The organism is Streptomyces sp. Je 1-369 (genome assembly GCF_026810505.1).
GTDB lineage: Bacteria > Actinomycetota > Actinomycetes > Streptomycetales > Streptomycetaceae > Streptomyces.
Window position 1 is genome coordinate 4,691,876 of sequence record NZ_CP101750.1, and the last position, 20,365, is coordinate 4,712,240.

23 protein-coding genes are annotated in these 20,365 nt (G+C 70.6%); 18 read left to right on the forward strand and 5 right to left on the reverse strand.

Going from position 1 to position 20,365, the window contains the following annotated elements; all coding sequences use genetic code 11:
- Positions 1-39: 39 nt before the first annotated feature.
- Both NOO62_RS21410 and NOO62_RS21415 read left to right on the forward strand, forming a co-directional pair.
- On the forward strand, positions 40-687 hold the full coding sequence (locus NOO62_RS21410; RefSeq protein WP_268772504.1) for a DUF4956 domain-containing protein: 648 nt from the start codon (positions 40-42) through the stop codon (positions 685-687).
- Positions 684-1,490, forward strand: a complete 807-nt coding sequence (locus NOO62_RS21415; RefSeq protein ID WP_268772505.1) for a VTC domain-containing protein — start codon at positions 684-686, stop codon at positions 1,488-1,490. The genes NOO62_RS21410 and NOO62_RS21415 overlap by 4 nt, the downstream gene beginning before the upstream one ends.
- Here the strand turns inward: NOO62_RS21415 and NOO62_RS21420 are convergent.
- From NOO62_RS21420 to NOO62_RS21430, 3 genes are all read right to left on the reverse strand, one after another.
- The gene (locus NOO62_RS21420; protein ID WP_268772506.1) at positions 1,429-2,919 is read right to left on the reverse strand and encodes a sensor histidine kinase; all 1,491 of its coding nucleotides are present in this window, start codon (positions 2,917-2,919) and stop codon (positions 1,429-1,431) included. The genes NOO62_RS21415 and NOO62_RS21420 overlap by 62 nt on opposite strands.
- Complete coding sequence (locus tag NOO62_RS21425; RefSeq protein ID WP_268772507.1) at positions 2,919-3,629, reverse strand: response regulator transcription factor; 711 nt, start codon at positions 3,627-3,629, stop codon at positions 2,919-2,921. Before NOO62_RS21425 ends, NOO62_RS21420 begins: the two co-directional genes overlap by 1 nt.
- A 67-nt stretch (positions 3,630-3,696) precedes the next feature.
- The gene (locus tag NOO62_RS21430; RefSeq protein WP_268772508.1) at positions 3,697-3,996 is read right to left on the reverse strand and encodes a hypothetical protein; all 300 of its coding nucleotides are present in this window, start codon (positions 3,994-3,996) and stop codon (positions 3,697-3,699) included.
- Positions 3,997-4,024: 28 nt separating this feature from the next.
- Here NOO62_RS21430 and NOO62_RS21435 point away from each other — a divergent pair, with 28 nt between their 5' ends.
- The 6 genes from NOO62_RS21435 to NOO62_RS21460 all read left to right on the forward strand — a co-directional run bounded on the left by NOO62_RS21435 (position 4,025) and on the right by NOO62_RS21460 (position 10,615).
- Entirely contained in the window at positions 4,025-4,240 is a 216-nt protein-coding gene (locus NOO62_RS21435) for a hypothetical protein (protein ID WP_268772509.1), read from the forward strand.
- Between the two features lie 132 nt (positions 4,241-4,372).
- Positions 4,373-5,731: an aspartate aminotransferase family protein gene (locus NOO62_RS21440; RefSeq protein ID WP_268772510.1), complete on the forward strand. Its 1,359-nt coding sequence runs from the start codon at positions 4,373-4,375 to the stop codon at positions 5,729-5,731.
- Between the two features lie 141 nt (positions 5,732-5,872).
- Positions 5,873-6,622, forward strand: coding sequence for a GntR family transcriptional regulator (locus NOO62_RS21445; protein ID WP_268772511.1), 750 nt, complete (start codon positions 5,873-5,875; stop codon positions 6,620-6,622).
- Positions 6,619-9,051: a dolichyl-phosphate beta-glucosyltransferase gene (locus tag NOO62_RS21450; protein ID WP_268772512.1), complete on the forward strand. Its 2,433-nt coding sequence runs from the start codon at positions 6,619-6,621 to the stop codon at positions 9,049-9,051. Before NOO62_RS21445 ends, NOO62_RS21450 begins: the two co-directional genes overlap by 4 nt.
- A 117-nt stretch (positions 9,052-9,168) precedes the next feature.
- Entirely contained in the window at positions 9,169-9,819 is a 651-nt protein-coding gene (locus NOO62_RS21455) for a hypothetical protein (RefSeq protein WP_268772513.1), read from the forward strand.
- A 109-nt stretch (positions 9,820-9,928) separates the two neighbouring features.
- Complete coding sequence (locus NOO62_RS21460) at positions 9,929-10,615, forward strand: dihydrofolate reductase family protein (RefSeq protein WP_268772514.1); 687 nt, start codon at positions 9,929-9,931, stop codon at positions 10,613-10,615.
- A 15-nt stretch (positions 10,616-10,630) separates the two neighbouring features.
- Here NOO62_RS21460 and NOO62_RS21465 read toward each other — a convergent pair whose 3' ends face one another.
- Positions 10,631-11,503 carry an SLATT domain-containing protein gene (locus NOO62_RS21465; protein WP_414930863.1) on the reverse strand — a complete coding sequence of 291 codons (873 nt, stop codon included), beginning with the start codon at positions 11,501-11,503 and terminating at the stop codon, positions 10,631-10,633.
- Positions 11,504-11,757: 254 nt separating this feature from the next.
- Here NOO62_RS21465 and NOO62_RS21470 point away from each other — a divergent pair, with 254 nt between their 5' ends.
- From NOO62_RS21470 to NOO62_RS21500, 7 genes are all read left to right on the forward strand, one after another.
- Positions 11,758-12,105 carry a YbaB/EbfC family nucleoid-associated protein gene (locus tag NOO62_RS21470; protein WP_268772515.1) on the forward strand — a complete coding sequence of 116 codons (348 nt, stop codon included), beginning with the start codon at positions 11,758-11,760 and terminating at the stop codon, positions 12,103-12,105.
- Positions 12,106-12,193: 88 nt separating this feature from the next.
- Positions 12,194-12,793: a recombination mediator RecR gene (recR, locus tag NOO62_RS21475; RefSeq protein ID WP_268772516.1), complete on the forward strand. Its 600-nt coding sequence runs from the start codon at positions 12,194-12,196 to the stop codon at positions 12,791-12,793.
- Complete coding sequence (locus NOO62_RS21480; RefSeq protein WP_268772517.1) at positions 12,786-13,445, forward strand: DUF5063 domain-containing protein; 660 nt, start codon at positions 12,786-12,788, stop codon at positions 13,443-13,445. The genes recR and NOO62_RS21480 overlap by 8 nt, the downstream gene beginning before the upstream one ends.
- A 94-nt stretch (positions 13,446-13,539) precedes the next feature.
- Positions 13,540-13,923, forward strand: a complete 384-nt coding sequence (locus NOO62_RS21485; protein ID WP_268772518.1) for a type II toxin-antitoxin system RelE/ParE family toxin — start codon at positions 13,540-13,542, stop codon at positions 13,921-13,923.
- A complete protein-coding gene (locus NOO62_RS21490) occupies positions 13,923-14,255 on the forward strand; it encodes a helix-turn-helix domain-containing protein (protein WP_268772519.1) in 333 nt (110 codons plus the stop codon). The genes NOO62_RS21485 and NOO62_RS21490 overlap by 1 nt, the downstream gene beginning before the upstream one ends.
- An 84-nt stretch (positions 14,256-14,339) precedes the next feature.
- Positions 14,340-14,654, forward strand: a complete 315-nt coding sequence (locus NOO62_RS21495) for a trypco2 family protein (protein ID WP_268772520.1) — start codon at positions 14,340-14,342, stop codon at positions 14,652-14,654.
- An 18-nt stretch (positions 14,655-14,672) separates the two neighbouring features.
- Positions 14,673-17,645, forward strand: coding sequence for a tetratricopeptide repeat protein (locus NOO62_RS21500; protein WP_268772521.1), 2,973 nt, complete (start codon positions 14,673-14,675; stop codon positions 17,643-17,645).
- On the opposite strand, the gene NOO62_RS21505 is transcribed toward NOO62_RS21500, so the two are convergent.
- Positions 17,646-18,041, reverse strand: a complete 396-nt coding sequence (locus tag NOO62_RS21505) for a hypothetical protein (RefSeq protein ID WP_321170589.1) — start codon at positions 18,039-18,041, stop codon at positions 17,646-17,648. It lies immediately after the preceding gene.
- 84 nt (positions 18,042-18,125) lie between these two features.
- Here NOO62_RS21505 and NOO62_RS21510 point away from each other — a divergent pair, with 84 nt between their 5' ends.
- The 3 genes from NOO62_RS21510 to NOO62_RS21520 all read left to right on the forward strand — a co-directional run bounded on the left by NOO62_RS21510 (position 18,126) and on the right by NOO62_RS21520 (position 20,333).
- Positions 18,126-18,920 carry a helix-turn-helix domain-containing protein gene (locus NOO62_RS21510; RefSeq protein ID WP_268772523.1) on the forward strand — a complete coding sequence of 265 codons (795 nt, stop codon included), beginning with the start codon at positions 18,126-18,128 and terminating at the stop codon, positions 18,918-18,920.
- Positions 18,917-19,117 carry a DUF397 domain-containing protein gene (locus tag NOO62_RS21515; protein ID WP_268772524.1) on the forward strand — a complete coding sequence of 67 codons (201 nt, stop codon included), beginning with the start codon at positions 18,917-18,919 and terminating at the stop codon, positions 19,115-19,117. The genes NOO62_RS21510 and NOO62_RS21515 overlap by 4 nt, the downstream gene beginning before the upstream one ends.
- Positions 19,118-19,391: 274 nt before the next feature.
- Positions 19,392-20,333 (forward strand): hypothetical protein, encoded by a 942-nt coding sequence (locus NOO62_RS21520; protein ID WP_268772525.1) that lies wholly within the window; start codon positions 19,392-19,394, stop codon positions 20,331-20,333.
- The last annotated feature ends 32 nt before the right edge of the window (positions 20,334-20,365 follow it).

Below are 20,365 nucleotides of genomic sequence, written 5' to 3' on the forward strand. Positions count from 1 at the left end.
AGGGGCGGCCTTAACCCCCCGCTCCCTAGCGTCCTCGTCATGGACAGCACACTGACTCTCTGCGCCCACCTGGGACTCGACCTCGCCGCCGTCTCCCTGCTGACCTTCGGCGTGTTCTATCCGCGGCACCGCAGGCGTGAGCTCGTCCCCGCGTATCTCGCGCTCAACGTCGCGCTGTTCGCGATCGTCGCCGGGCTCGGGACCGTCGGCGGCGACGGCGGGCTCGCTCTCGGGTTCGGGCTCTTCGGCGTGCTCTCGATCGTGCGGCTGCGCTCCGACGCGTTGCAGCACCAGGAAGTCGCGTACTACTTCATCACCCTCGTACTCGGCCTGCTCTGCGGACTGCCCGCGCTCGGGCTGCCCGTGGCGGCGCTCCTCGCCTGCGTCCTGCTCGTCGTGATGTACGGCGCCGACCACCCCCGCCTCTTCGCCCGCGACCGTCGGACCGTCGTCACCCTGGACTCCGTCCACCGTGAGGAGGAGTCCCTGCGGGCCGAGCTCGCGCGGCGGCTCGGTGAGCCGCTCGGGTGGACCGTCCAGGAAGTGGACTACGTACGAGACCTCATGGTCCTGGAAGTACGTTTCCGCCAGCCGGAACCTTCCGTGGCGTCCGGGGAGTTGACGGTACGACGACGCACGACCCGGTCCCGCACGATCGCCCCCAGCCACCCGAAGGAGACCGTGTGAACCCCGCCGTACGCGCCATCGGCCGCGCCGCCACCGCCGCGCACCCCATCGCGCTGGACGAGGTCAACGCCAGGGCGGAGCTGCTCGCCCGCTTCGACAACAGTTACCTCGTACCGATCGAGATCTTCGAGGATCTCGCCGCCCTCCTCACCGACCCACGCCGGGCCGGCGGCCCCTTCCGGGCGCTCAGCATCGGCGGCAAGCGCTGGTTCCGCTACCACTCGACGTACTACGACACCCCCGACCTCGGCACCTTCCACGACCACCGCCAGGGCCGACGGCTCCGCTACCGCATCCGCGAGCGCGTCTACCAGGACAGCGGCGAGCGGCAGTTCGAGATCAAGCTGAAGAGCGGGCGCGGCGAGACCGTCAAGCACCGGCAGCGGCTGGAGGGCGACGACCACGCCCTCGACGGCGTGCGGCTCGGGTTCCTCGCGGGCGTGCTGCGCGGGTCGTACGGCATCGAGGCGCCGGACGGCCTCACTCCCACACTCGTCACCGACTATCAGCGGGCCACCTTCGTCGCCGACGGGCAGCGCATCACCTGTGACGCGGGGCTCGTCGTGCGCGACACGGTGACGGGACGCAGCGCCGCCGCCGACAGCGGACTCGTCCTGGTGGAGACCAAGACCAAGGGGCATCTGACGGACGCCGACCGCGTGCTGCACCGGTTCGGGGTGCGGGCGGCGGACTTCACCAAGTACTGCGGGGGGTACGCCGCTGTCAGGCCCGAGCTGGGCATCAACAAGTGGGCGCGGGCGGTACGGACGGCGTTTCCGCGGGGTGCGCGCGCGGGGGCGTGAGAGGTGGGGGCGGCGTGAGGGCGAGGGGGAAGGTGAGGGTTACGCGGGCGCCGGGGCCGGGGCCGGGGCTGGGGTCGGGTCCCGGGCTGGGGTCGGCGGGGCGGTAACCGGAGCCGGGGCGGCCGGGAGTGGGTTCGGGGCGGCCGGGGGTGGGTTCGGACTCGGGGGTCGCGGGTCCCGTCGTGAACGTGCCGCCCGCCTCCTCCGCCGTGCGGCGCGCGATGTCCAGGCCGAGGCCCGTGGAGCCCGCGCCGCTCGTGCCGCGGCCGGGGGTGGCGCCCGGGTCGGGGAAGCCGGGCCCCTCGTCGGCGACGGTCAGTTCCGCCTGCCCGTCGGGTGTGCGGCGGACGGTGAGGGAGAAGGCCGTGCCGTGCGGGGTGTGGTCGAGGACGTTGCCGATCAGCGCGTCGAGGGCGGCGGCGAGTTCGTCGGCGGGGACGGGGACGGGGATCTCCCTGTCCGGCGTCGCGGTGCGCACGCTCCGGTTCTGGTCCTCCGCCAACGGCGCCCAGAACGCCGTACGTTCGCGTGCCACCGCCGCCAGGTCCGCGCGGGGCGCCTCGCGCAGGGGGCGCCGCGCCTTGCGGATGACGTCGTCGACGCTGCGCTCCAGAGCCGTGACGTCCGCCGCGATGCGGTGCGCCTCGTCCGGGTCGCTGAGGGTCTCCGCGTCCAGGCGCAGGGCGGCGACGGGGGTGCGCAGCCGGTGCGCGAGGTCTGCGGCGTTCTCGCGCTCGGCGGTGAGGAGCTCGTCGATGCGGGAGGCGAGGCGGTTCAGCTCGCCCGCGATCAGGCGCAGCTCGGGCGGCCCCTCCGGCTCGGCGCGGGCCGTCAGGTCACCGGCGGCGAGCCGGTCCGCGGTACGGGCGAGTCGGCGCGTCGCCCCGACCAGACGCGCGCCGAGCCGGTCGGCCAGCAGGAGACCGACGAGTACGAGTCCGACGCCGATGCCGGCCAGCACGAGCCAGGACGCGAGCGTGCCCGCGTACAGCTGTCGCTCGCTGAGCGTCACTTGGACGACCGCTGTGCCGTCCTTGGCGCCCTGCACGGGGACCAGGACGAGGCGGCCCCCGGAGCTGGTCTCGTAGGTGAAGGCGCGGCCGGTTCGGGCGAGGCGTACGGGGTCCGTGACGGCGGATCCGTGCGCCGTGGTCCGGGGGCCGATGACGCGTCCGTCGGCGAGGATGAGCGAAGTGCCGGGCAGGCCCTTGCCGTTGACGCTCTCGACCGTCTGCTCGGCCGTCTCGCGCTCGTCGGCGGTCGCGAGGACCGGGCCCAGAGCGTGGGCGACCCACTGGGCGCGGGCGGTGGCCTCGGCCGTGGCGCGGTCGGCGGCGTGGCTGCGGGTGAGGAGGGTGAGGGGGACGAGGAGCGCGGTGAGGACGAGGGCGGTCGTCGCGGCGGTCAGGAGGAGGAGGCTGCGGCGCATCAGGTGGGGTCCTGGTCGCCGGGACCCTGCTCGTCGGGGGCCGCCAGCTTGACGCCGACCGTGCGGACCGTGTGCAGGTAGCGCGGGCGCTGGGCCGTCTCGCCGAGCTTGCGGCGGAGCCAGGACAGGTGCACGTCGACCGTCTTGTCCGCGCCGCCCAGCGGCTGTTGCCAGACCTCGGCGAGGAGTTCGCGGCGCGATACGACTTGGCCGGGGCGGCGCGCCAGGTAGGCGAGGAGGTCGAACTCGCGGGGCGTCAGATCGACGGCGGCCTCGTCGAGGGTGACCTCACGGGAGCCGGGGTCGACGGAGAGGCCGCCCACGCGCAACGGCTCCTCGGTCTCCGCGACGCCGAGCCTGCGCAGCACGGCCTTGATCCTGGCGTCGAGTTGGGCGGCGCCGAACGGCTTGACGATGTAGTCATCCGCTCCGGCCTCCAGAACGGTGACCATCTCCGGCTCGTCGTCCCGCGCGGTCGCCACGATGACGGGGACGTCGCTGACGGCACGCAGCATGCGCAGCACCTGCGCCCCGTCGACGTCGGGCAGCCCCAGATCGAGCACGACCAGGTCCGGCCCGCTCGTCACCGCCGCGTCGAGCCCGGCCATGCCGCTCGGCGCGGTCGCCACGGCGTGCCCCTTGTCGCGCAGGGCCCGTACGAGCGCGCCGCGGAGCTGGGGGTCGTCCTCGACGACGAGAAGATGCGCCATGCAACCACCGTAGTCAGGGCCGGGGTACGCGCTTTGGCGGGGTCTTAACCGGGGACTTAACCGGGCGTTAGGAAACGATGCGGCACAGTGGCGGAATGAGGAAGTGGCGGAACGCGGTCGTGACGGCGGCGTGGGTTGCCGTGGGGACGGCCGCGGGGGCGCTGGGCGCTTGGCAGTTGGCGAGTTCGGACGGGGCGGGGGGTTCGGCGCACAGTCGTCCGCTGGACGAGGCGGCGGTACGGGCTGCCTTGACGGCGTCCACGCGGACTCCCACGTCACCCTCCGGGTCCACACCGCCGTCCTCGCCTCCGCCCGCTCCGCCGTCCTCGCCGTCGTCCTCGCCGACGCCCTCGGTCGATCGCTCCACGGTCCGCTTCACCGGAGGGTCCGCGACGGTGGAGTGCCGTGCGGACGGCACGGTTCGCCTCGTCTCGTGGAGCCCGGCGGACGGCTTCCACATCGACGACGACGTGGAGCGGGGTCCTGCGGCGGTGGCCCGTCTGGAGGCGGAGCCGGGGGACGACGACGAACAGTCCGACCTCCCGTACGAGATTCGCTGCGCGGGGGGCACGCCGAGGGCGAGGGTCGTCCCGGACACGGACGACGACTGAGACGAGCGTTTTCCCGTGCGGGCCGGTGGGGCCTGATCGCGCTCAGCCCCCGACACTCTGTCGGGTTCCAACCGTCACGTAAGACAAGACGCCCATGTCCCGTCCACTCCGTGGACATCTACCCTCGGCCCCATGACCCCTCAGCCGAATCCCCAGGTCGGCGCCGCCGTGAAGGCCGCGGACCGCGCACACGTCTTCCACTCCTGGTCCGCGCAGGAGCTCATCGACCCGCCGGCCATCGCCGGCGCCGAGGGTTCCTACTTCTGGGACTACGACGGAAACCGCTACCTCGACTTCACCAGCGGCCTCGTCTACACCAACATCGGATACCAGCACCCGAAGGTGGTCGCCGCCATCCAGGAGCAGGCGGCGACGATGACGACGTTCGCCCCCGCCTTCGCCGTGGAAGCCCGCTCCGAGGCCGCACGCCTCATCGCCGAGCGGACCCCCGGCGACCTGGACAAGATCTTCTTCACGAACGCCGGCGCCGACGCGGTCGAGCACGCCACCCGGATGGCCCGTCTGCACACGGGCCGCCCCAAGGTGCTCTCGGCCTACCGCTCGTACCACGGCGGGACCCACCAGGCCATCAACCTCACCGGCGACCCGCGCCGCTGGGCCTCCGACACGGGCACCGCGGGCGTCGTCCGCTTCTGGGCGCCCTTCCTCTACCGCTCCCGTTTCTACGCCGAGACGGAGCAGCAGGAGTGCGAGCGCGCCCTCCAGCACCTGGAGGACACGATCGTCTACGAGGGTCCGCAGACGATCGCGGCGATCATCCTGGAGACGATCCCCGGCACCGCGGGCATCATGATTCCGCCGCCCGGCTACCTCGCGGGTGTGCGCGCGCTCTGCGACAAGTACGGCATCGTCTTCGTCCTCGACGAGGTCATGGCGGGCTTCGGCCGCACCGGCGAGTGGTTCGCCGCCGACCTCTTCGAGGGCGTCGTACCGGACCTGCTGACCTTCGCGAAGGGCGTGAACTCCGGTTACGTGCCGCTCGGCGGCGTCGCCATCTCAGGGAAGATCGCGGAGACCTTCGCCGAGCGCCCCTACCCGGGCGGCCTCACGTACTCCGGTCACCCGCTGGCCTGCGCCGCCGCCGTCGCCACGATCAACGTCATGGCGGAGGAGGGCATCGTCGAGCACGCGGCGAACCTCGGCGCCCAGGTCGTCGAGCCGGGCCTGCGCGAGCTCGCCGAGCGCCACCCGTCGGTCGGCGAGGTGCGCGGCGTCGGCATGTTCTGGGCGCTGGAACTCGTGAAGAACCGCGAGACGCGCGAGCCCCTCGTGCCGTACAACGCCACGGGTGAGGCGAACGCCCCCATGGCCGCGTTCGGCGCCGCCGCGAAGAAGCACGGCCTGTGGCCGTTCATCAACATGAACCGCACCCACGTGGTCCCCGCGTGCAACATCACGGAGACGGAGGCGAAGGAGGGCCTCGCGGCGCTGGACGCGGCGCTCTCGGTGGCGGACGAGCACACCGCGTAGACGCAGGGTGCAAGGGCGTTCACCTGCGGTGACTGGCATGCGGTAGGCCACGCCGCGGGCCCCCGGCCCCGGAATCCCGACCGCGTAGTCTGACGTGCTCGTAAGCAAGACGACCACGTCAGACTCCGCGGGGGAACCCAGATGCCCGGCACCGACGGCCCCGCCGTCATCCGCAGCACTCTGCGCCAGCAGATCGCCGACGCCCTCCGCGACGAGGTCCTGGCCGGCAGGCTGGAGCCGGGCCAGGAGTTCACGGTCAAGGAGATCGCCGAGCAGTACGGCGTCTCCGCGACCCCTGTCCGCGAGGCCCTCGTGAACCTCACCGCGCAGGGCCTCCTGGACGCCGACCAGCACCGCGGCTTCCACGTCCACGAGCACACCCTGGACGACTACCGCTCCATGCTGGAGGCCCGAGGTCTCATCGCCGACGGCATCTTCCGCGACCTCATGGCCCAAGGCGACGCACGCGCAGCGAACGCACGCGCAGCGAACGCACCCACAGGGGACGCGACCGCCCCCAGGGACAACACCGAAGCCCTCTTCGCCGTCCGCCGCCGAGGCGAGGAAGCCGCCCGCGCCGCCTGCGCGGGCGACCTGACCGTCCTCATCGGCTACGACCTCCGCTTCTGGCGCGAACTCAGCGCCCTCTTCGGCAACGCCTACCTCTCCGACTTCCTGCACCGTCTGCGCGTGAAGTCCTGGGTCTGCGCCGTCACCCACCTCCGCCGGTGGAGCGACATCAACGGCGGTGACCTGCGCGGCCTGCTCTGGTCCCGGCACACCGAGCTCGTCGACGCCCTCGTGCGCAAGGATCCGGAGGCGGCGCACGGGATCGTCAGGGAGTACAACGCACACTCCCTGTCCCTCATCGAGCGGCTGGCCGCTGCATGAGTGTGAATCTGGGTGTGGACCCGGGTGTGGACCTCTCCGTCGTCGTTCCCGCGTACAACGAGGAGCAGCGCCTCGGCCCCACGCTCGACGCGCTCCGCGACCACCTCGAGACGACCTGTCGTGGCGCCTGGGAGCTGATCGTCGTCGACGACGGCTCCACCGACGGGACCGCGGAGATCGCCGCGGCGGCGTCCGCCGCCGACCCCCGCGTCCAGCTGTTGCGCGGCGGCCGCAACCGCGGCAAGGGCCACGCGCTGCGGCTCGGCGTCCTCGCCTCGTACGGCCGCCGTGTCCTGGTCACCGACGCCGACCTGGCCGCGCCCATCGAGGAGCTCGACCACCTCGACAAGGCGCTCGCCGACGGCCACGCGGCCGCGATCGGCTCCCGCGCCCGCCCGGGCGCGACGATCGACACGCACCAGCACCGGCTGCGCGAGCTCCTCGGCCGTACCGGCAACTTCCTCATACGTTCGGTCGCCGTCCCCGGAATCCGCGACACCCAGTGCGGTTTCAAGCTCTTCGACGGCGACCGGGCCCGTGAGGCGTTCGCCGCGTCCCGGCTGCACGGCTGGGGCATCGACGTCGAGATACTGCAGTACTTCAGGCGGGCGGGCTGGCCCGTCGCCGAGGTGCCCGTGCGCTGGTCCCACCAGGAGGGGTCGAAGGTCAGGCCCCTCGACTACGTGAAGGTCCTCGCCGAGCTGACGACCCTCAAGGTGCGCATGGTCCGCAGGGCCGACGTCCTGGTCGCGCTCCTCTTCCTGGCCCTCTCCGTCTTCCTCTACTCCAGCCGCTGGACGGCGCCCGCCCACCGCTACATCCCGGACTCACTCCAGGACCAGAACCAGTGGGAGTGGTTCTTCGCGGTGACGGCGGACAACGTCCGCCACCTCAACAACCCCCTGTTCACCACCCTCCAGAACGTGCCCGACGGCGTGAACCTCATGGCCAACACGGTCATGCTGGGGCTTTCCGTCCCGCTCGCCCCCGTCACCTGGCTCCTCGGCCCCGCGGTCGCCCTGAACGTGGCGATGACGGGGGGCCTCGCCGCCACCGCCGTCAGCTGGTACGCGCTGATCCGCAGACGCCTCGTTCCGCACCGGGGCGCCGCGGCCGTCGGTGCGGCCCTCGCCGCGTTCGCGCCCCCGATGGTCAGCCACGCAAACGCGCACCCGAACTTCATTGTCCTCTTCATGATCCCGCTGATCATCGAGAGGGCGCTGCGGCTCTGCGAGGGCACGCGGGTCGTACGCAACGGCGTCGTCCTCGGGCTCTACACGACGTATCAGATCTTCCTCGGCGAGGAGCCGCTGCTCCTGGCGGCGCTCGGCATGCTGCTCTTCGCGCTCGCGTACGCGGCCGTGCGCCGTGACGTGGCACGCGCCGCCTGGCACCCGCTCGCGCGCGGCCTCGCCATCGCTCTCGCGGTCACGATCCCCCTGGTCGCGTACCCCCTCTACTGGCAGTTCTTCGGAGCGCAGAGCTACAAGAGCGTGCTGCACGGCGACAACGTGGGCAACAGCCCGCTCGCCTTCCTCTCCTTCGCGGAGCGTTCGCTCGCGGGCAGCCACGAGACCGCCGACCACCTCGCGATGAACCCCACCGAGCAGAACGCCTTCTACGGCTGGCCGCTCGCCGCCCTGGCCTTCGCGATCGTCGTACGCCTCTGGGAGCGCACGGTCGTCAAGGCGCTGACGTTCACCGTGCTCGCGGCCGCGCTGCTCTCGCTCGGCCCGAAGTTCCGCATCCCGCTGACGGACCACGTCCTTACCGGGCCGTGGGCGGCGCTTTCCGGCCGACCTCTCTTCGAGTCCGTCATCGAGTCGCGGGTGGCGATGGTGTGCGCACCGGCGCTCGGCATGCTGCTCGCGCTGGCGCTCGTACAACTGTTGCGCGCTCCCCGGCGCATGAACCGGTTCGCGGGGGTGGCGGCCGTCGCCCTCGCGCTCCTGCCGATCTTCCCGGCGCCGCTCAAGGCCGTGGACCGGGTCGACGTGCCGCCGTTCATCGCACAGGGCACCTGGCGGACGTACCTGGGCGAGGGCGAGACCCTCGTCCCGGTGCCGGTCCCCGACCCCGCCAACGCGGAGGGCCTGCACTGGCAGGTCGCCGCCGACCTGGGCTTCCGCATCCCCGGCGGCTACTTCAACGGCCCCTGGGGCCCGGACCGCGTCGGCATCTACGGCCCCTCGCCCCGCAACACCTCCACCCTCCTGCGCGACGTCCGCTCCTCGGGCCGCGTCCCCGAGGTCACGCCCGACTGGCGCGAGGCGGTCCGCCAGGACCTGGAGTACTGGAAGGCGGGCCTCCTCGTCCTGGCCCCGCAGCAGAACGACGGACAACTGCGCGAGACCGTGGACGCGCTTCTCGGTCGTCCCGGAAAGTGGGTGGGCGGCGTATGGATATGGGACCTGCGCAAGGGCAGTTAGGGGACAGAGGCGCGACTACGCTGCCTGCACGCGGAGCTACGTTCGGTCCCTGCGGTAATCCGTGTGCCCCCGTCCCCGCTCCGCTCCCGCCCCCCCACCCGATCCGAGGAGACCTTCTTGGCCTGCGACTTGTGGCTGGTCCCGCTCGTCGACGTCTTGTGTCACAGCGCCGACAACCCGTTCGCGGATGAGCTCGCCGTCTACGACAAGGCACTGCATGAGGCGGGCCTCCCGCCCGTACCCGTCTTCGCCTACATGCCGGGCCTGTCCGGCGACGTCGCCCCGGTCGCGGGCTTCGACTACGACGCGCTGCATTTCCTGCGCCGCGCCTACCTCCTCCAGATCTGCGGTCTGGAGGTCACGCCCGTGGACGAGCTGGGCGGGGACTACGAACAGCTCCTGGAGATGTTCGACGCCACGGCACAGCAGTCGCACCTGGTCTGGCACTACGACCACGCGGGCGCGTACGTCCCCGTGGACTTCCCGGCCCCGCTCTCCAACGACGAGCTCCTCGCGGGCGGTGGCCCGCTGGGCTCGTCCCAGGCGCTGCTGCGGGAGCTGGAGTACGTGGCCCCGTCGATCGGCATAGACGCGGCGAACCCCCCGCTGGCCCCGGCCCCGCCGGCGGCCCCCACATCCCTTGAGGAGCCCGCGGCTCCGCCCCCGCCGGACGAGAGCCCCTTCGCGCGGGAACGCCACGTGTGGCTGGGTCTGCACGCGGCGGCGACGCGGAGCCTGGCGCAGGGCTCGATGATCATCTACAGCTGACGACGAGCTACAGCTGACGAAGAGCTACAGCTAGCGATGAGTTCGGGCCCCGGGCTCGGTCTGACTGTCGTACGAATACGTACACGCACGTACACGCACGTACAGACGCATGAGGAGCGACGTGAACCGGAAACAGGAGAAGCCGCAGCCGCGACAGCAGCTGCTGAAGGTCCAGAACTTCATGGTGTCGCAGGACGGCTTCGGCACCGGTGAGGGCCAGAGCCTGGAGCGCCCGTTCGGTCACGCCGACCCCCGGGAGATGTCCGCCTGGGCCGGCGCGACGGCGAGCTGGCCGAACCGTACGGATCACGGCGGGAGCCGCGGCCTCGACGACTACTTCACCCGCGACTTCAGCCACAACATCGGCGCCGAGATCATGGGCCGCAACAAGTTCGGGCCGCAGCGGGGGGCGTGGCAGGACCACGAGTGGCGCGGCTGGTGGGGCGACGAGCCCCCCTTCCACACTCCGGTCTTCGTCATGACTCACCACGAGCGCCCTTCGTTCACGCTCTCCGACACCACGTTCCACTTCGTCGCGGGCGACCCGGCGACGGTCCTGGAGCAGGCGAAGGAGGCGGCGCAGGGCAAGGACGTCAGGCTGGGCGGCGGCCCCACGATCGTCCGGGAGTTCCTGGAGGCGGGCCTGGTGGACACGTTGCACGTGGCGGTGGGGCAGATGAAGCTCGGAGCCGGGGTACGGCTCTGGAACTCCCCCGAGGACCTGACCGACCGCTACCACCTGGAGGTCGTGCCGAGTCCGAGCGGAGTGACGCACCACCTGTTCTGGCGCAAGTAGCACGCGGGTCCTACGTCACCGGGGCTCGGGCGGCCGCTGCCGTGGCATGTTGGGCCGGGCCCCGGGCGGCAGCGGAAACCGTCCCGGGGAGGCGGGCGACTCGCGCGGCGTCGCGCCCGGCACCATCGCCTGCATGGAAAGCGGCACGGGCCCGGCCCGGAACTCCACCATCCAGTCGGAGGTCTCCGCGCGCACGAGCTCGGTGATGTCGTCGGTGAATTTCCGCAGCACCCCGAGACACCGCTCGGCGGCTTCCCCGGCGGTGCCTTCGGTGGGCCCGAGAACCTCCCGCACGCTTTCGGAGGCCCAGTCGAATTGCAGCACCTGGAGCCGCCGCTGCACGGCCTGCGCGGTGGCCACGTCCCGCATCCACCCGGACGTGAGCCCGAAGAACCGGTCGCACCCCACGCAAGCGACCCCGACGAGAAGCGACACGAACCCCCACCCGGCGAGCCCTCCGGCGGCCCCCGGGCTCCCCGCCCCGGCCCCCGCCAGATCGAGCAGCGGCAGCACACCGGCGCCCACGGCGCCCAGGGCGGCGCCCACCCGCAGCAGGCGCGCCGCACGCCGCTTCCTGCCGCGGTCGGTGAGGTACCAGTCGGCGGTGTTCAGGGCACCCCGCTCCACCCATCTGTAGAGCTCGTCGAGCCGCCCGGCGGGATCGCCCCAGTCGCCGAGGGGAAAGGCGCGCCCGGTCAGATCCCGCGAGCGACAGCCCCCCGAACCTCCCGAACCCCCCGAGCCCCCAGAACCCCCCGAGCCCCAAGAACCCGGACCCCCGGACCCCGGCCCCTCAGACCCCGGCCCCCCAGAACCCCGCCCCCCAGAACCCTGCCCCTCGGGGGGCTCGGGGGGCACCCCCTCGGGCTGCATCTCCGGCTGGCTCACCCGGCACTCCTCCGACGACGATCACGCGACGATCACGCGTATCGACACCAATTCCTACCGCCCAATGGGTGGCCATGAGCCCGCATTCACGGCTTTTCCGCCCGGAAGAGCTGCTTGATCAGGTATAGGAAGACGCTGGATCTCACTCGAAAGAGTGCTGGGGCGACCCGCCCGCCGACCACGTAGGCTCGTTCTCGGCGGCAACCCCGCCAGATGGACCCGCAAAAACGGACCCGTACGAAACGGAGCTGATCGTGATCCCCGGTGGTGGCCAGCCCAACATGCAGCAGCTGCTCCAGCAGGCCCAGAAGATGCAGCAGGACCTCGCTGCGGCGCAGGAGGAACTGGCGCGCACGGAGGTGGAGGGCCAGGCGGGCGGCGGCCTCGTCAAGGCGACGGTCAACGGCTCCGGCGAGCTGCGCGGCCTGGTGATCGACCCGAAGGCGGTCGATCCCGAGGACACGGAGACGCTGGCGGACCTGGTGGTCGCGGCGGTCCAGGCGGCGAACGAGAACGCGCAGACGCTCCAGCAGGAGAAGCTGGGCCCGCTGGCGCAGGGCCTGGGCGGCGGAGGCGGCGGCATCCCGGGGCTTCCCTTCTAAGAAACCCCCCGGCCAACTACGGTACGTAGAAGCCGGACACTCTCAGCAGCACAGCGGCAGCACGGCAGGACTACGGGAAAGGCGTTCCGTGTACGAAGGCGTGGTTCAGGACCTCATCGACGAGTTGGGCAGGCTGCCCGGCGTCGGTCCCAAGAGCGCGCAGCGGATCGCCTTCCACATCCTCCAGACGGAGCCGACGGACGTACGGCGCCTCGCGCACGCGCTCCTTGAGGTGAAGGACAAGGTCCGCTTCTGCGCGACCTGCGGGAACGTCGCGCAGGAGGAGCTCTGCAACATCTGCCGAGACCCGCGCCGCGACCCTTCGGTGATCTGTGTCGTAGAGGAACCGAAGGACGTAGTGGCAATCGAGCGGACCCGCGAGTTCCGGGGCAAGTACCACGTCCTGGGCGGCGCGATCAGCCCGATCGAGGGTGTGGGCCCGGACGACCTGCGCATACGAGAACTGTTGGCGCGCCTGGCCGACGGCACGGTGACGGAGCTGATCCTGGCGACGGACCCGAACCTGGAGGGCGAGGCGACGGCGACGTACCTCGCGCGCATGATCAAGCCCATGGGCCTGAAGGTCACCCGCCTGGCCAGCGGACTCCCTGTCGGGGGAGATCTGGAATACGCGGACGAGGTCACCCTGGGCCGCGCCTTCGAGGGGAGACGACTCCTAGATGTCTGATGCCACGCTGAACACCGTGACCGACAACCCGGACGACTTCGCCGTCCAGATCTCCGACCAGATCGAGAGCTTCATCGTCTCGGTCAGGGAGGTGGCGAAGGGCGACGAACCAGATTCGGCGGTCCCCTTCCTCCTCCTGGAGGTCTCCCAGCTCCTCCTGGCGGGCGGCCGCCTCGGCGCACACGAGGACATCGTCCCCGAGGAGCGGTACGAGCCGGACCTGGGCCCGGAACAGGACGTGGACGACCTCCGCGAACGTCTGGCGTCCCTCCTGGACCCGATCGACGTCTACTCCGAGGTCTTCGACCCGTACGAGCCCCGCAAGGCCCCCGTCCCGTGCCGCATCTCGGACGACCTGGCGGACGTGGTGGCGGACCTCTGCCACGGCCTGGCGCACTACCGCGCGGGCCGCACCACGGAAGCCCTCTGGTGGTGGCAGTTCTCCTACTTCTCCAACTGGGGCTCCACAGCCTCCGGCGCCCTCCGAGCCCTCCAGTCCCTGGTGGCCCACGTCCGCCTGAACCAGCCCCTGGAGGACCTGGACGGCCTGGACACGGACGAGGACCTCCAGGCGGACGGCCTGGAGGAGGAGGCGGGGAAGGTGATGGCGGAGGAGATCGCGGCGCCGTTGGGGTTGCGGACGGTCAAGTAAGACTCTGACCCGTGAATGGCCTTTGTTCACTCGTTGAGCTGAGCGTATAAGGATTCCCTTCTATCTGTTCGCGTCCTACGCTGGGATGCGGAGCATGAACTGGCAGATCAATCTCCACTCATCGGTGGAGAAGTGGTTGCTCGCGCTGGCAGAGGAGGACGCGGTGTCGGCTGACCTGGTCGAGGCGGCTGTCGACATGCTGGCGGAGCATGGCCCGGCGCTGGGGCGCCCACTCGTCGACAGGCTCACGGGGAGCCGGACCCACAACCTCAAGGAACTGCGTCCAGGCAGCTCGGGCCGGACGGAGGTCCGCGTCCTCTTCGTCTTCGACCCACGGCGTCAGGCGATCCTGCTGGTGGCCGGAGACAAGGCCGGGCGCTGGAGAGACTGGTACCAGGAGGCGATTCCCGTGGCCGAGGCGCGCTATGACGAGTACCTGGCGTCACGGGACAGGGCAGGAAAGGGCGGAGGCGTCTGATGGGTGAGTACAGCGGCTGGGCAGAGGTGAAGCGCCGGATGCGGGAAAACGCGCCCGACGTGTCCGACGCCGAGTGGGAGCGCCGCAAGCAGACGGCCCGTACCGCCACCGAGGCACACGTCCTCGGACACCACCTGCGCGAGATCCGTGAAGAGCAGAACCTGACACAGGCGGACGTCGCCAAGGCGGTCGGGATCTCCCAAGCGCGGGTCTCACAGGTCGAGCGGGGCGAGATCCACAACCTGGAGACGATGCGCTCGTACGCGGCGGCGCTCGGCGCGAGGCTCACGGTGTCCATTGAGTACGGGGATCGGGTCGGCGGCGCAGCCTGAGATAGTCAACTCACCCTGTTCTTCCGCTTCCTGCGGAGCGCGGCGCTACGCTGAGTCACACGACTGCGCTAGGGGGCGGGGGCCATGGCGGATGACGCTTGGGTGGGGTTGGCCGAGGCGATCGGGGCGGTGCGCGCGGAGTTGCGTCGTGCGGCGGAGGACGGCCGCGGTCAGGATCTCCAGTTCCGTACGGGACCCGTCGAGTTGGAGTTCACGGTCGACGTCCGCAAGGAGGGTGAGGCGCGGGCGAAGGTTCTCGTCCTCCCCTTCGGCGCGGAGGCGAAGGCAGCCCGCTCCAAGGGCACGGTGAACCGGCTCAAGGTGACGTTGCAGCCGGTGGATCCGGTGACGGGGGAGGACGCGCTTGTTGGCGATGACGTGGACGAGCGGCCTCGGTAGGGCGACGGCGTTCACGTCATGGACGTACGTCGGGTCGTGGAAATTTGGAATCCGGGGGCGGGGTGTTCCGGGACCGGGTATCTGGTCGCGGACCGGATCGTTCTTACGGCGCTGCACAACGTGCTGGGTGCGGGGCGAGTGGAGGTACGACGCCTCGCCCCAGGGGCGGGGGACGGTCGGTGGGCCGCGGCTGAGCTGCTTTGGCCCGAGCGAACGCAGGACCCTCAGGTCGATGTCGCGTTGATCCGGGTGACTGACGGCGCGTGGACGGCTCCGGACGGGATGGATCCGATCCGGTGGGGGCGTATCGAAGGCGCTGTGGTCGAGGAACGACTCGGCTGCTTGGCCGTGGGGTTCCCTCGGTCGGAAGAGCGCGGTGGTGTGCGCGACACCAAGGAGATCCGGGGGTACGTCGAATCGCTGACGGGCTTGAAGTCGGGCGGTGAGCGCATCACGGTGCACGTGAACGAGTCCGCCGTCCCCAGCAAACCGGACGGCAAGTCGCGCTGGAAGGGCACGTCCGGGGCGGCGCTGTTCGCCCGGGGTCGGCTGGTGGGTGTGGTGACAACTGACCGGGCCCGGGACTACGAGGCCGATCAGCTCACCGCCGTGTCCGTCGCGTCGCTCGCCGCGCGGCCCGGGTTCGCGATGGCGGTGAAGGCGGCGGGCGGGGACCTGGTCCTGGAGGACGTCAGCGTGGCGTCCGACACGGGGGTGCCGCGCACGGCGTACGACGTCGAGGTGCCCCGCGGCATTCACAACCTCCCCGACCTGCCGTCGCGCATCTTCGTGGGCCGCGACGAGGCGCTCGCCACGCTGAGCCGCGCGCTGTCCGAGGACTCCCAGACGATCACGCAGACCCTGCACGGCCTGGGCGGCGTCGGGAAGACGACGTTGGCGTTGCACTACGCCCACGACCATCGGGACGAGTACCGGCTGGTGTGGTGGATCCGCGCGGACACGCCCGAGTTGATCGACACGGGCCTGGCGGCGCTCGCCGCGCGCCTGCGGGGCGACCGGGCCCCCGTCCTCGCCACGGCGCAGGCGGCCACCTGGGCCATCGGATGGCTGCAGGTCCACCCGGGGTGGCTCCTGGTCTTCGACAACGTGGAGAGACCGGAGGACGTCCGGCCGGTCACCGGCCAACTCCGGGACACGGGGCGCCAGTTGATTACCAGCCGCTGCAAGGGCGGCTGGTCGGGTGAGCCTCTCCCGCTCTCGGTGCTGGCCACCGAGGACTCCCTGGACCTGCTCGCACGTCTGACCGACGCCGGTGACGAGGAAGAGGCCCGCGCGCTGGCCGAAGACCTGGGCCACCTGCCGCTCGCCCTGGAGCAGGCGGGCGCGTTCATGGCGCAGACCCTGATGACGGCGGGCGAGTACCGGGAGATGCTCGGACGGTACCCGGGAGAGGCCACCGACGCCGCGCCGGAGGGCGCGGACCCGGCGCGCACGATGGCCCGGATCTGGCGCATCACCCTGGACGCCCTCCACGCACGTGACCCTCGCGCGGTCGACCTCCTGCGCATCGCGGCCTGGTACGCCCCGACGGACATCCCCCGCGACCTGTACGCCCCCCTCGCGAAGAACCCCGTCGACCTCGCCCGCCTCCTGGCCCTGCTCGCCAACTACAACATGATCACCCTCGACCGTTCGACGTTCGGCGTCCACCGCCTTGTCCAGACGGTGGCCCGCACGGTCGCGGAGGACGACCCGCACCGCACCGACGCCCTCATCGCGGGGGCTCGCCAGCAGGCCGCGGTCCGGCTGTGCGAGGAGTGCCCGCGCGACCCGGTGGACAACGTCACCGGCTGGCCGAAGTGGCGGGAGCTCCAGCCGCACGCCGAAGCCCTCCTGGCGGCCTGGCCGCCCGTGGAGGACACGGAGAACACTCACTTCGTCCTCAACCAGATGGCGCTCTACCTGCAGGGGCAAGGCGAGCTGCGTAAGGCGATCGACTACTTCCGCCGTGGCGTGGAGACGGCCGAGCGGCTGCTGGGAACGGACCACCCGGGGACGTTGACGGCGCTGAACAACCTGGCGGGTGTGTACGGGCTGGTGGGCGACGTGGCGCGGGAAATCCACATGTACGAGCACGTGCTCGATGCCCGGATGCGGGTACTCGGCCCCGATCACCCGGACACCCTGCTGTCACGCAACAACGTGGCGAGCGCCAGCGAGACGATGGGAGACGTGGCGCGTGCGATCTCCCTGTACGAGGAGACGCTGGCGGTTCGGTTGCGGGTGCTGGGCGCCGACCATCCGGACACCCTGATGTCCCGCCACAACCTGGCCTTCGCGTACAAGACGTCGGGCGACGCGGCCCGTGCGCTCTCCCTGTACGAGAAGGTGCTTGCCGACCGGTTGCGCGTGCTCGGCCGTGATCACCCGGACACTATGTTGTCGCGCAACAACATCGCGGGTGTGTACATGGAGCGGGGCGAGGTGGGGCGTGCGATCTCCATGTACGAGGAGTTGCTTGGCGACCAGGCGCGGGTGCTGGGCACCCTCCACCCGAACACTCTGATGACCCGCAACAACGTGGCTGGCGCACATGAGGCGGCCGGCGATGTGGCACGTGCGCTCTCCCTGTACGAGGACGTGCTGGCGGATCTGCTGCGCGTCCTGGGCGCGGACCACCCGCACACGTTGGCGACGCGCCACAACATGGCTTACGCATACGAGAAGGCGGGCGACGCGGCCGTTGCCATCACCCTGTTCGATCAGGTGCTGGCCGACCAGAAGCGGGTGTTGGGCGATTACCACCCCGATGTGCTGAAGACGCGGAGCAACCTGGCCCACGCGTACCGTGCCACGGGTGACGTCGACAGCGCGGTGAACATGTACGAACAGGTCCTTGACGACTCCATCAGAGCACTGAGTCCGGACCATCCGACGACCCGTTTGGTGCGCAGCAACCTGGCCGTCGTCCGCCGCTACCAGGCGCTCGCACGGGCGACCCACTGGAAGCCCGCGAAGGCCACGGACTGATCAGACCTCCAGCGCCCCGAGCAACCGCTCCGGCGCCACATACGGTGCCGTAGGCGTTGGTTCCGAGTACCAGAACAACGGCCACGTGTTGCCGGCCAGCGCCGGGACGCCGATGTACGTCACCGTGCGGCAGCCCGCTCCGCCGAACCGTTGCACGCCCAACGGCCAGTTGTGGTCCCTCGCCGTGCCCGGCGCCACCAGGAAGTACATCCAACGGAACCCCGTTGCTTCGCAGATGACGGGACCCGCGTTCTCGTCCGCCTCCGCGACCAGCCGCGCCGCGACCTGTTCCCCTCGTACGCCCTGAATCCGCACCGCGTCGAAGTGGACCCCGGACACGCGGAGGTGGTGGCCCGCCAGCGGTACCCACTCCGGCCAGTGAATTGCGTTCGTCATGGTCACACCGTGGTACGTGCGGGGTTACGCTCGGTAGTGACTCAGGGGATACACGCCTCCGTGTACCCGACGGAGGTGGTCGCTGTGTCCGTGCAGTACAACCCGACCTGGCGGTACAGCGGGAACCAGCTGAAGCGGTGGCGCATGAAGGCGAACGTCTCGCGCGAGGAGTTGGCCGTCGCCTCCAATTACGCGCCGGACACCATCAAGGCCATGGAGCAGGGCGTTCGGATGCCGACGGCTCGGGTGCTGGATGTGGCGGATGACCTTTGCGACGCGGCTGGGTTGCTGAGCGCGGGCAAGGATTACGTCAGGGCGGAGAAGTTTCCGCAGCGAGTGCAGGACTTCATGGCGCGTGAGCAGGAGGCCCTGTCTCTGTGGTCGTACGAAGTAGCGCTGATTCCGGGGCTGTTGCAAACGGAGTCGTACGCGCGAGCGCTGATTGGGAACCGCTGCCCTCCGGTGGATGAGGAAACGGTGGAGGAGCGAGTTGCCGCTCGCCTCGAACGGCAGGCGATTCTGCATCGGAAGCCGCCGGTGGCGGTCAGCTTTGTGATCTACGAGGCCTCGTTGTGCACCCCAGAGGTCGACAAGGAACAGATGGCGCGACTGCTGGAGGCCAGCGGCCTGTACAACGTGTCGCTGCAGGTACTGCCTTTCAAGCGAGCCATTCCCTCGGCTCTCTCGGGTCCAATGGTGCTGATGGAAACCCGCGACCATGAACGGCTTGCCCTGTCCGAGGGCCAGTCCGTGAGCCAGCTGACCTCCGACCCGGATGTCGTCACCGCTCAGAGTGAGCGGCTTAGCATGATCCGCACCGTGGCTCTCAGTCCGACTGAGTCAGCCCAATTCATCGAGCGGATGGTGGATGACCTATGAGCGGCGTGCTGCAGTGGTTCAAGTCCAGCTACAGCGATGACGAGGGTGCCAACTGCCTCGAAGTGGCCGTGGAGCGGAACGAGTCCACGTCCATAGGCATCCACATCCGCGACTCGAAGGACTCCTCGGGCCCCGAGATTGCCCTTTCCGCCGCCGCGTGGCTCGCCTTCATCGCCGCAGTTCAGCCCGGGGCTTGAGCCCCGGGACCCGAGCTCTTCCCTGGGTCTGGTTCACCGATGGAATGAACCCAACCAACCTGGCCAAAAGGGGAGTTACGGGTCCCGTCACCCTCAAGAGTGACGATCCGTAGTCAGCTTGCGCCGGAGCGTAAAGCCGCCCTAGGTTCGCGGCAATAGAACGGCCCCGGTCGGTGCGCCAACACCGGTTCCGAGGCCTAGTCCTACGATCGATCAGAGGTCGACCGTGGCTTACGCCAAGCCTAATGCTGTACTCCCCTCCCCGTCCCACCCCATGGCCAAATCGGGGTACGGGAAGCGCCTCGCGGGTGACGCGAAACCGGACACCGAGCCCGACTTCGCACACTTGGCTCCCCGCGACGCCGAGTTCGCGACGTTCGTCGATCACCTCCCCGACGGGGCGGCGATGGGACACAAGGTCATCGCCGCCGAACACCCCCGCTACGGCCAGCAGGCCACCCGCACGTCCCTGCGACGCCTCACCGAGGCCGGGCACCTGCGGTGGGTCAAGGAACACATCACCGTCGAGGACAACTCGATGCGGTGGGTGACCAGGACGTACTGGTCCAGGGAGCCCAAGTCCCCGGAGTGGTGGGCCGAGTTCGTACGCGAACGGCACGGGCGGGACGTCACCGACGCCTACCAGTCGGGCCTGGCCAGGGTGGACGAGCCGGAGGAGGCGGAGGCGGCGGCCCCCGCCGACCGGCCGAGCACCGCCCACCAAACCCTCGCCCAACTCCGCACCGCCGACCGCCGCATGGCCCTCTCCGAGGGGGAGTGCAGACAGCTGGAGCCCCGCGCAGCGGAGTGGCTGGAGCGTGGCGCGACGCCGCAGGACATCACCCGCGCCCTCACCGACGCGCTGCCGCCCACCGTCACCAATCCGGGCGGACTCGCCCGGACCAGACTGGAGAACAAGATGCCCCCCAAGCGCCAGGCCCCCGCCAAGGCACGTGCCCGCGTCACCCGCGCCGTCATGATCTGCCCGTTCTGCGAGGAGCCCGACACGTCCGTCGAGCTGATCAACGGGATCTGTACAGAGTGCTGCCCCCCGGAGGAGCGGTCGGGGTACGTCCCGGACACGTTCCTCGCGAGGCCGCCGCGCCCGCGCCCCGCCGGGGACGACGCGGGGCACGACACCGTCGTGGACGTCACCGAGAAGGTGGCGGAGCTGCGCCGGGCCGCCGGGCTGCCGACGGGGCGGGGCGGCGTATGAGCGTGCAGGACGTGCCGGTCCGGGCACCATGG

Bases quoted from the DNA above. Each gene is read 5' to 3' on its own strand.
- NOO62_RS21410 (WP_268772504.1), top strand. From the start codon at position 40: ATGGACAGCACACTGACTCTCTGCGCCCACCTGGGACTCGACCTCGCC.
- NOO62_RS21420 (WP_268772506.1), bottom strand. From the start codon at position 2,919: ATGCGCCGCAGCCTCCTCCTCCTGACCGCCGCGACGACCGCCCTCGTC.
- NOO62_RS21425 (WP_268772507.1), bottom strand. From the start codon at position 3,629: ATGGCGCATCTTCTCGTCGTCGAGGACGACCCCCAGCTCCGCGGCGCG.
- NOO62_RS21440 (WP_268772510.1), top strand. From the start codon at position 4,373: ATGACCCCTCAGCCGAATCCCCAGGTCGGCGCCGCCGTGAAGGCCGCG.
- NOO62_RS21445 (WP_268772511.1), top strand. From the start codon at position 5,873: ATGCCCGGCACCGACGGCCCCGCCGTCATCCGCAGCACTCTGCGCCAG.
- NOO62_RS21450 (WP_268772512.1), top strand. From the start codon at position 6,619: ATGAGTGTGAATCTGGGTGTGGACCCGGGTGTGGACCTCTCCGTCGTC.
- NOO62_RS21460 (WP_268772514.1), top strand. From the start codon at position 9,929: ATGAGGAGCGACGTGAACCGGAAACAGGAGAAGCCGCAGCCGCGACAG.
- NOO62_RS21480 (WP_268772517.1), top strand. From the start codon at position 12,786: ATGTCTGATGCCACGCTGAACACCGTGACCGACAACCCGGACGACTTC.
- NOO62_RS21485 (WP_268772518.1), top strand. From the start codon at position 13,540: ATGAACTGGCAGATCAATCTCCACTCATCGGTGGAGAAGTGGTTGCTC.
- NOO62_RS21490 (WP_268772519.1), top strand. From the start codon at position 13,923: ATGGGTGAGTACAGCGGCTGGGCAGAGGTGAAGCGCCGGATGCGGGAA.
- NOO62_RS21495 (WP_268772520.1), top strand. From the start codon at position 14,340: ATGGCGGATGACGCTTGGGTGGGGTTGGCCGAGGCGATCGGGGCGGTG.
- NOO62_RS21500 (WP_268772521.1), top strand. From the start codon at position 14,673: ATGGACGTACGTCGGGTCGTGGAAATTTGGAATCCGGGGGCGGGGTGT.
- NOO62_RS21505 (WP_321170589.1), bottom strand. From the start codon at position 18,041: ATGACGAACGCAATTCACTGGCCGGAGTGGGTACCGCTGGCGGGCCAC.
- NOO62_RS21515 (WP_268772524.1), top strand. From the start codon at position 18,917: ATGAGCGGCGTGCTGCAGTGGTTCAAGTCCAGCTACAGCGATGACGAG.
- NOO62_RS21520 (WP_268772525.1), top strand. From the start codon at position 19,392: ATGGCCAAATCGGGGTACGGGAAGCGCCTCGCGGGTGACGCGAAACCG.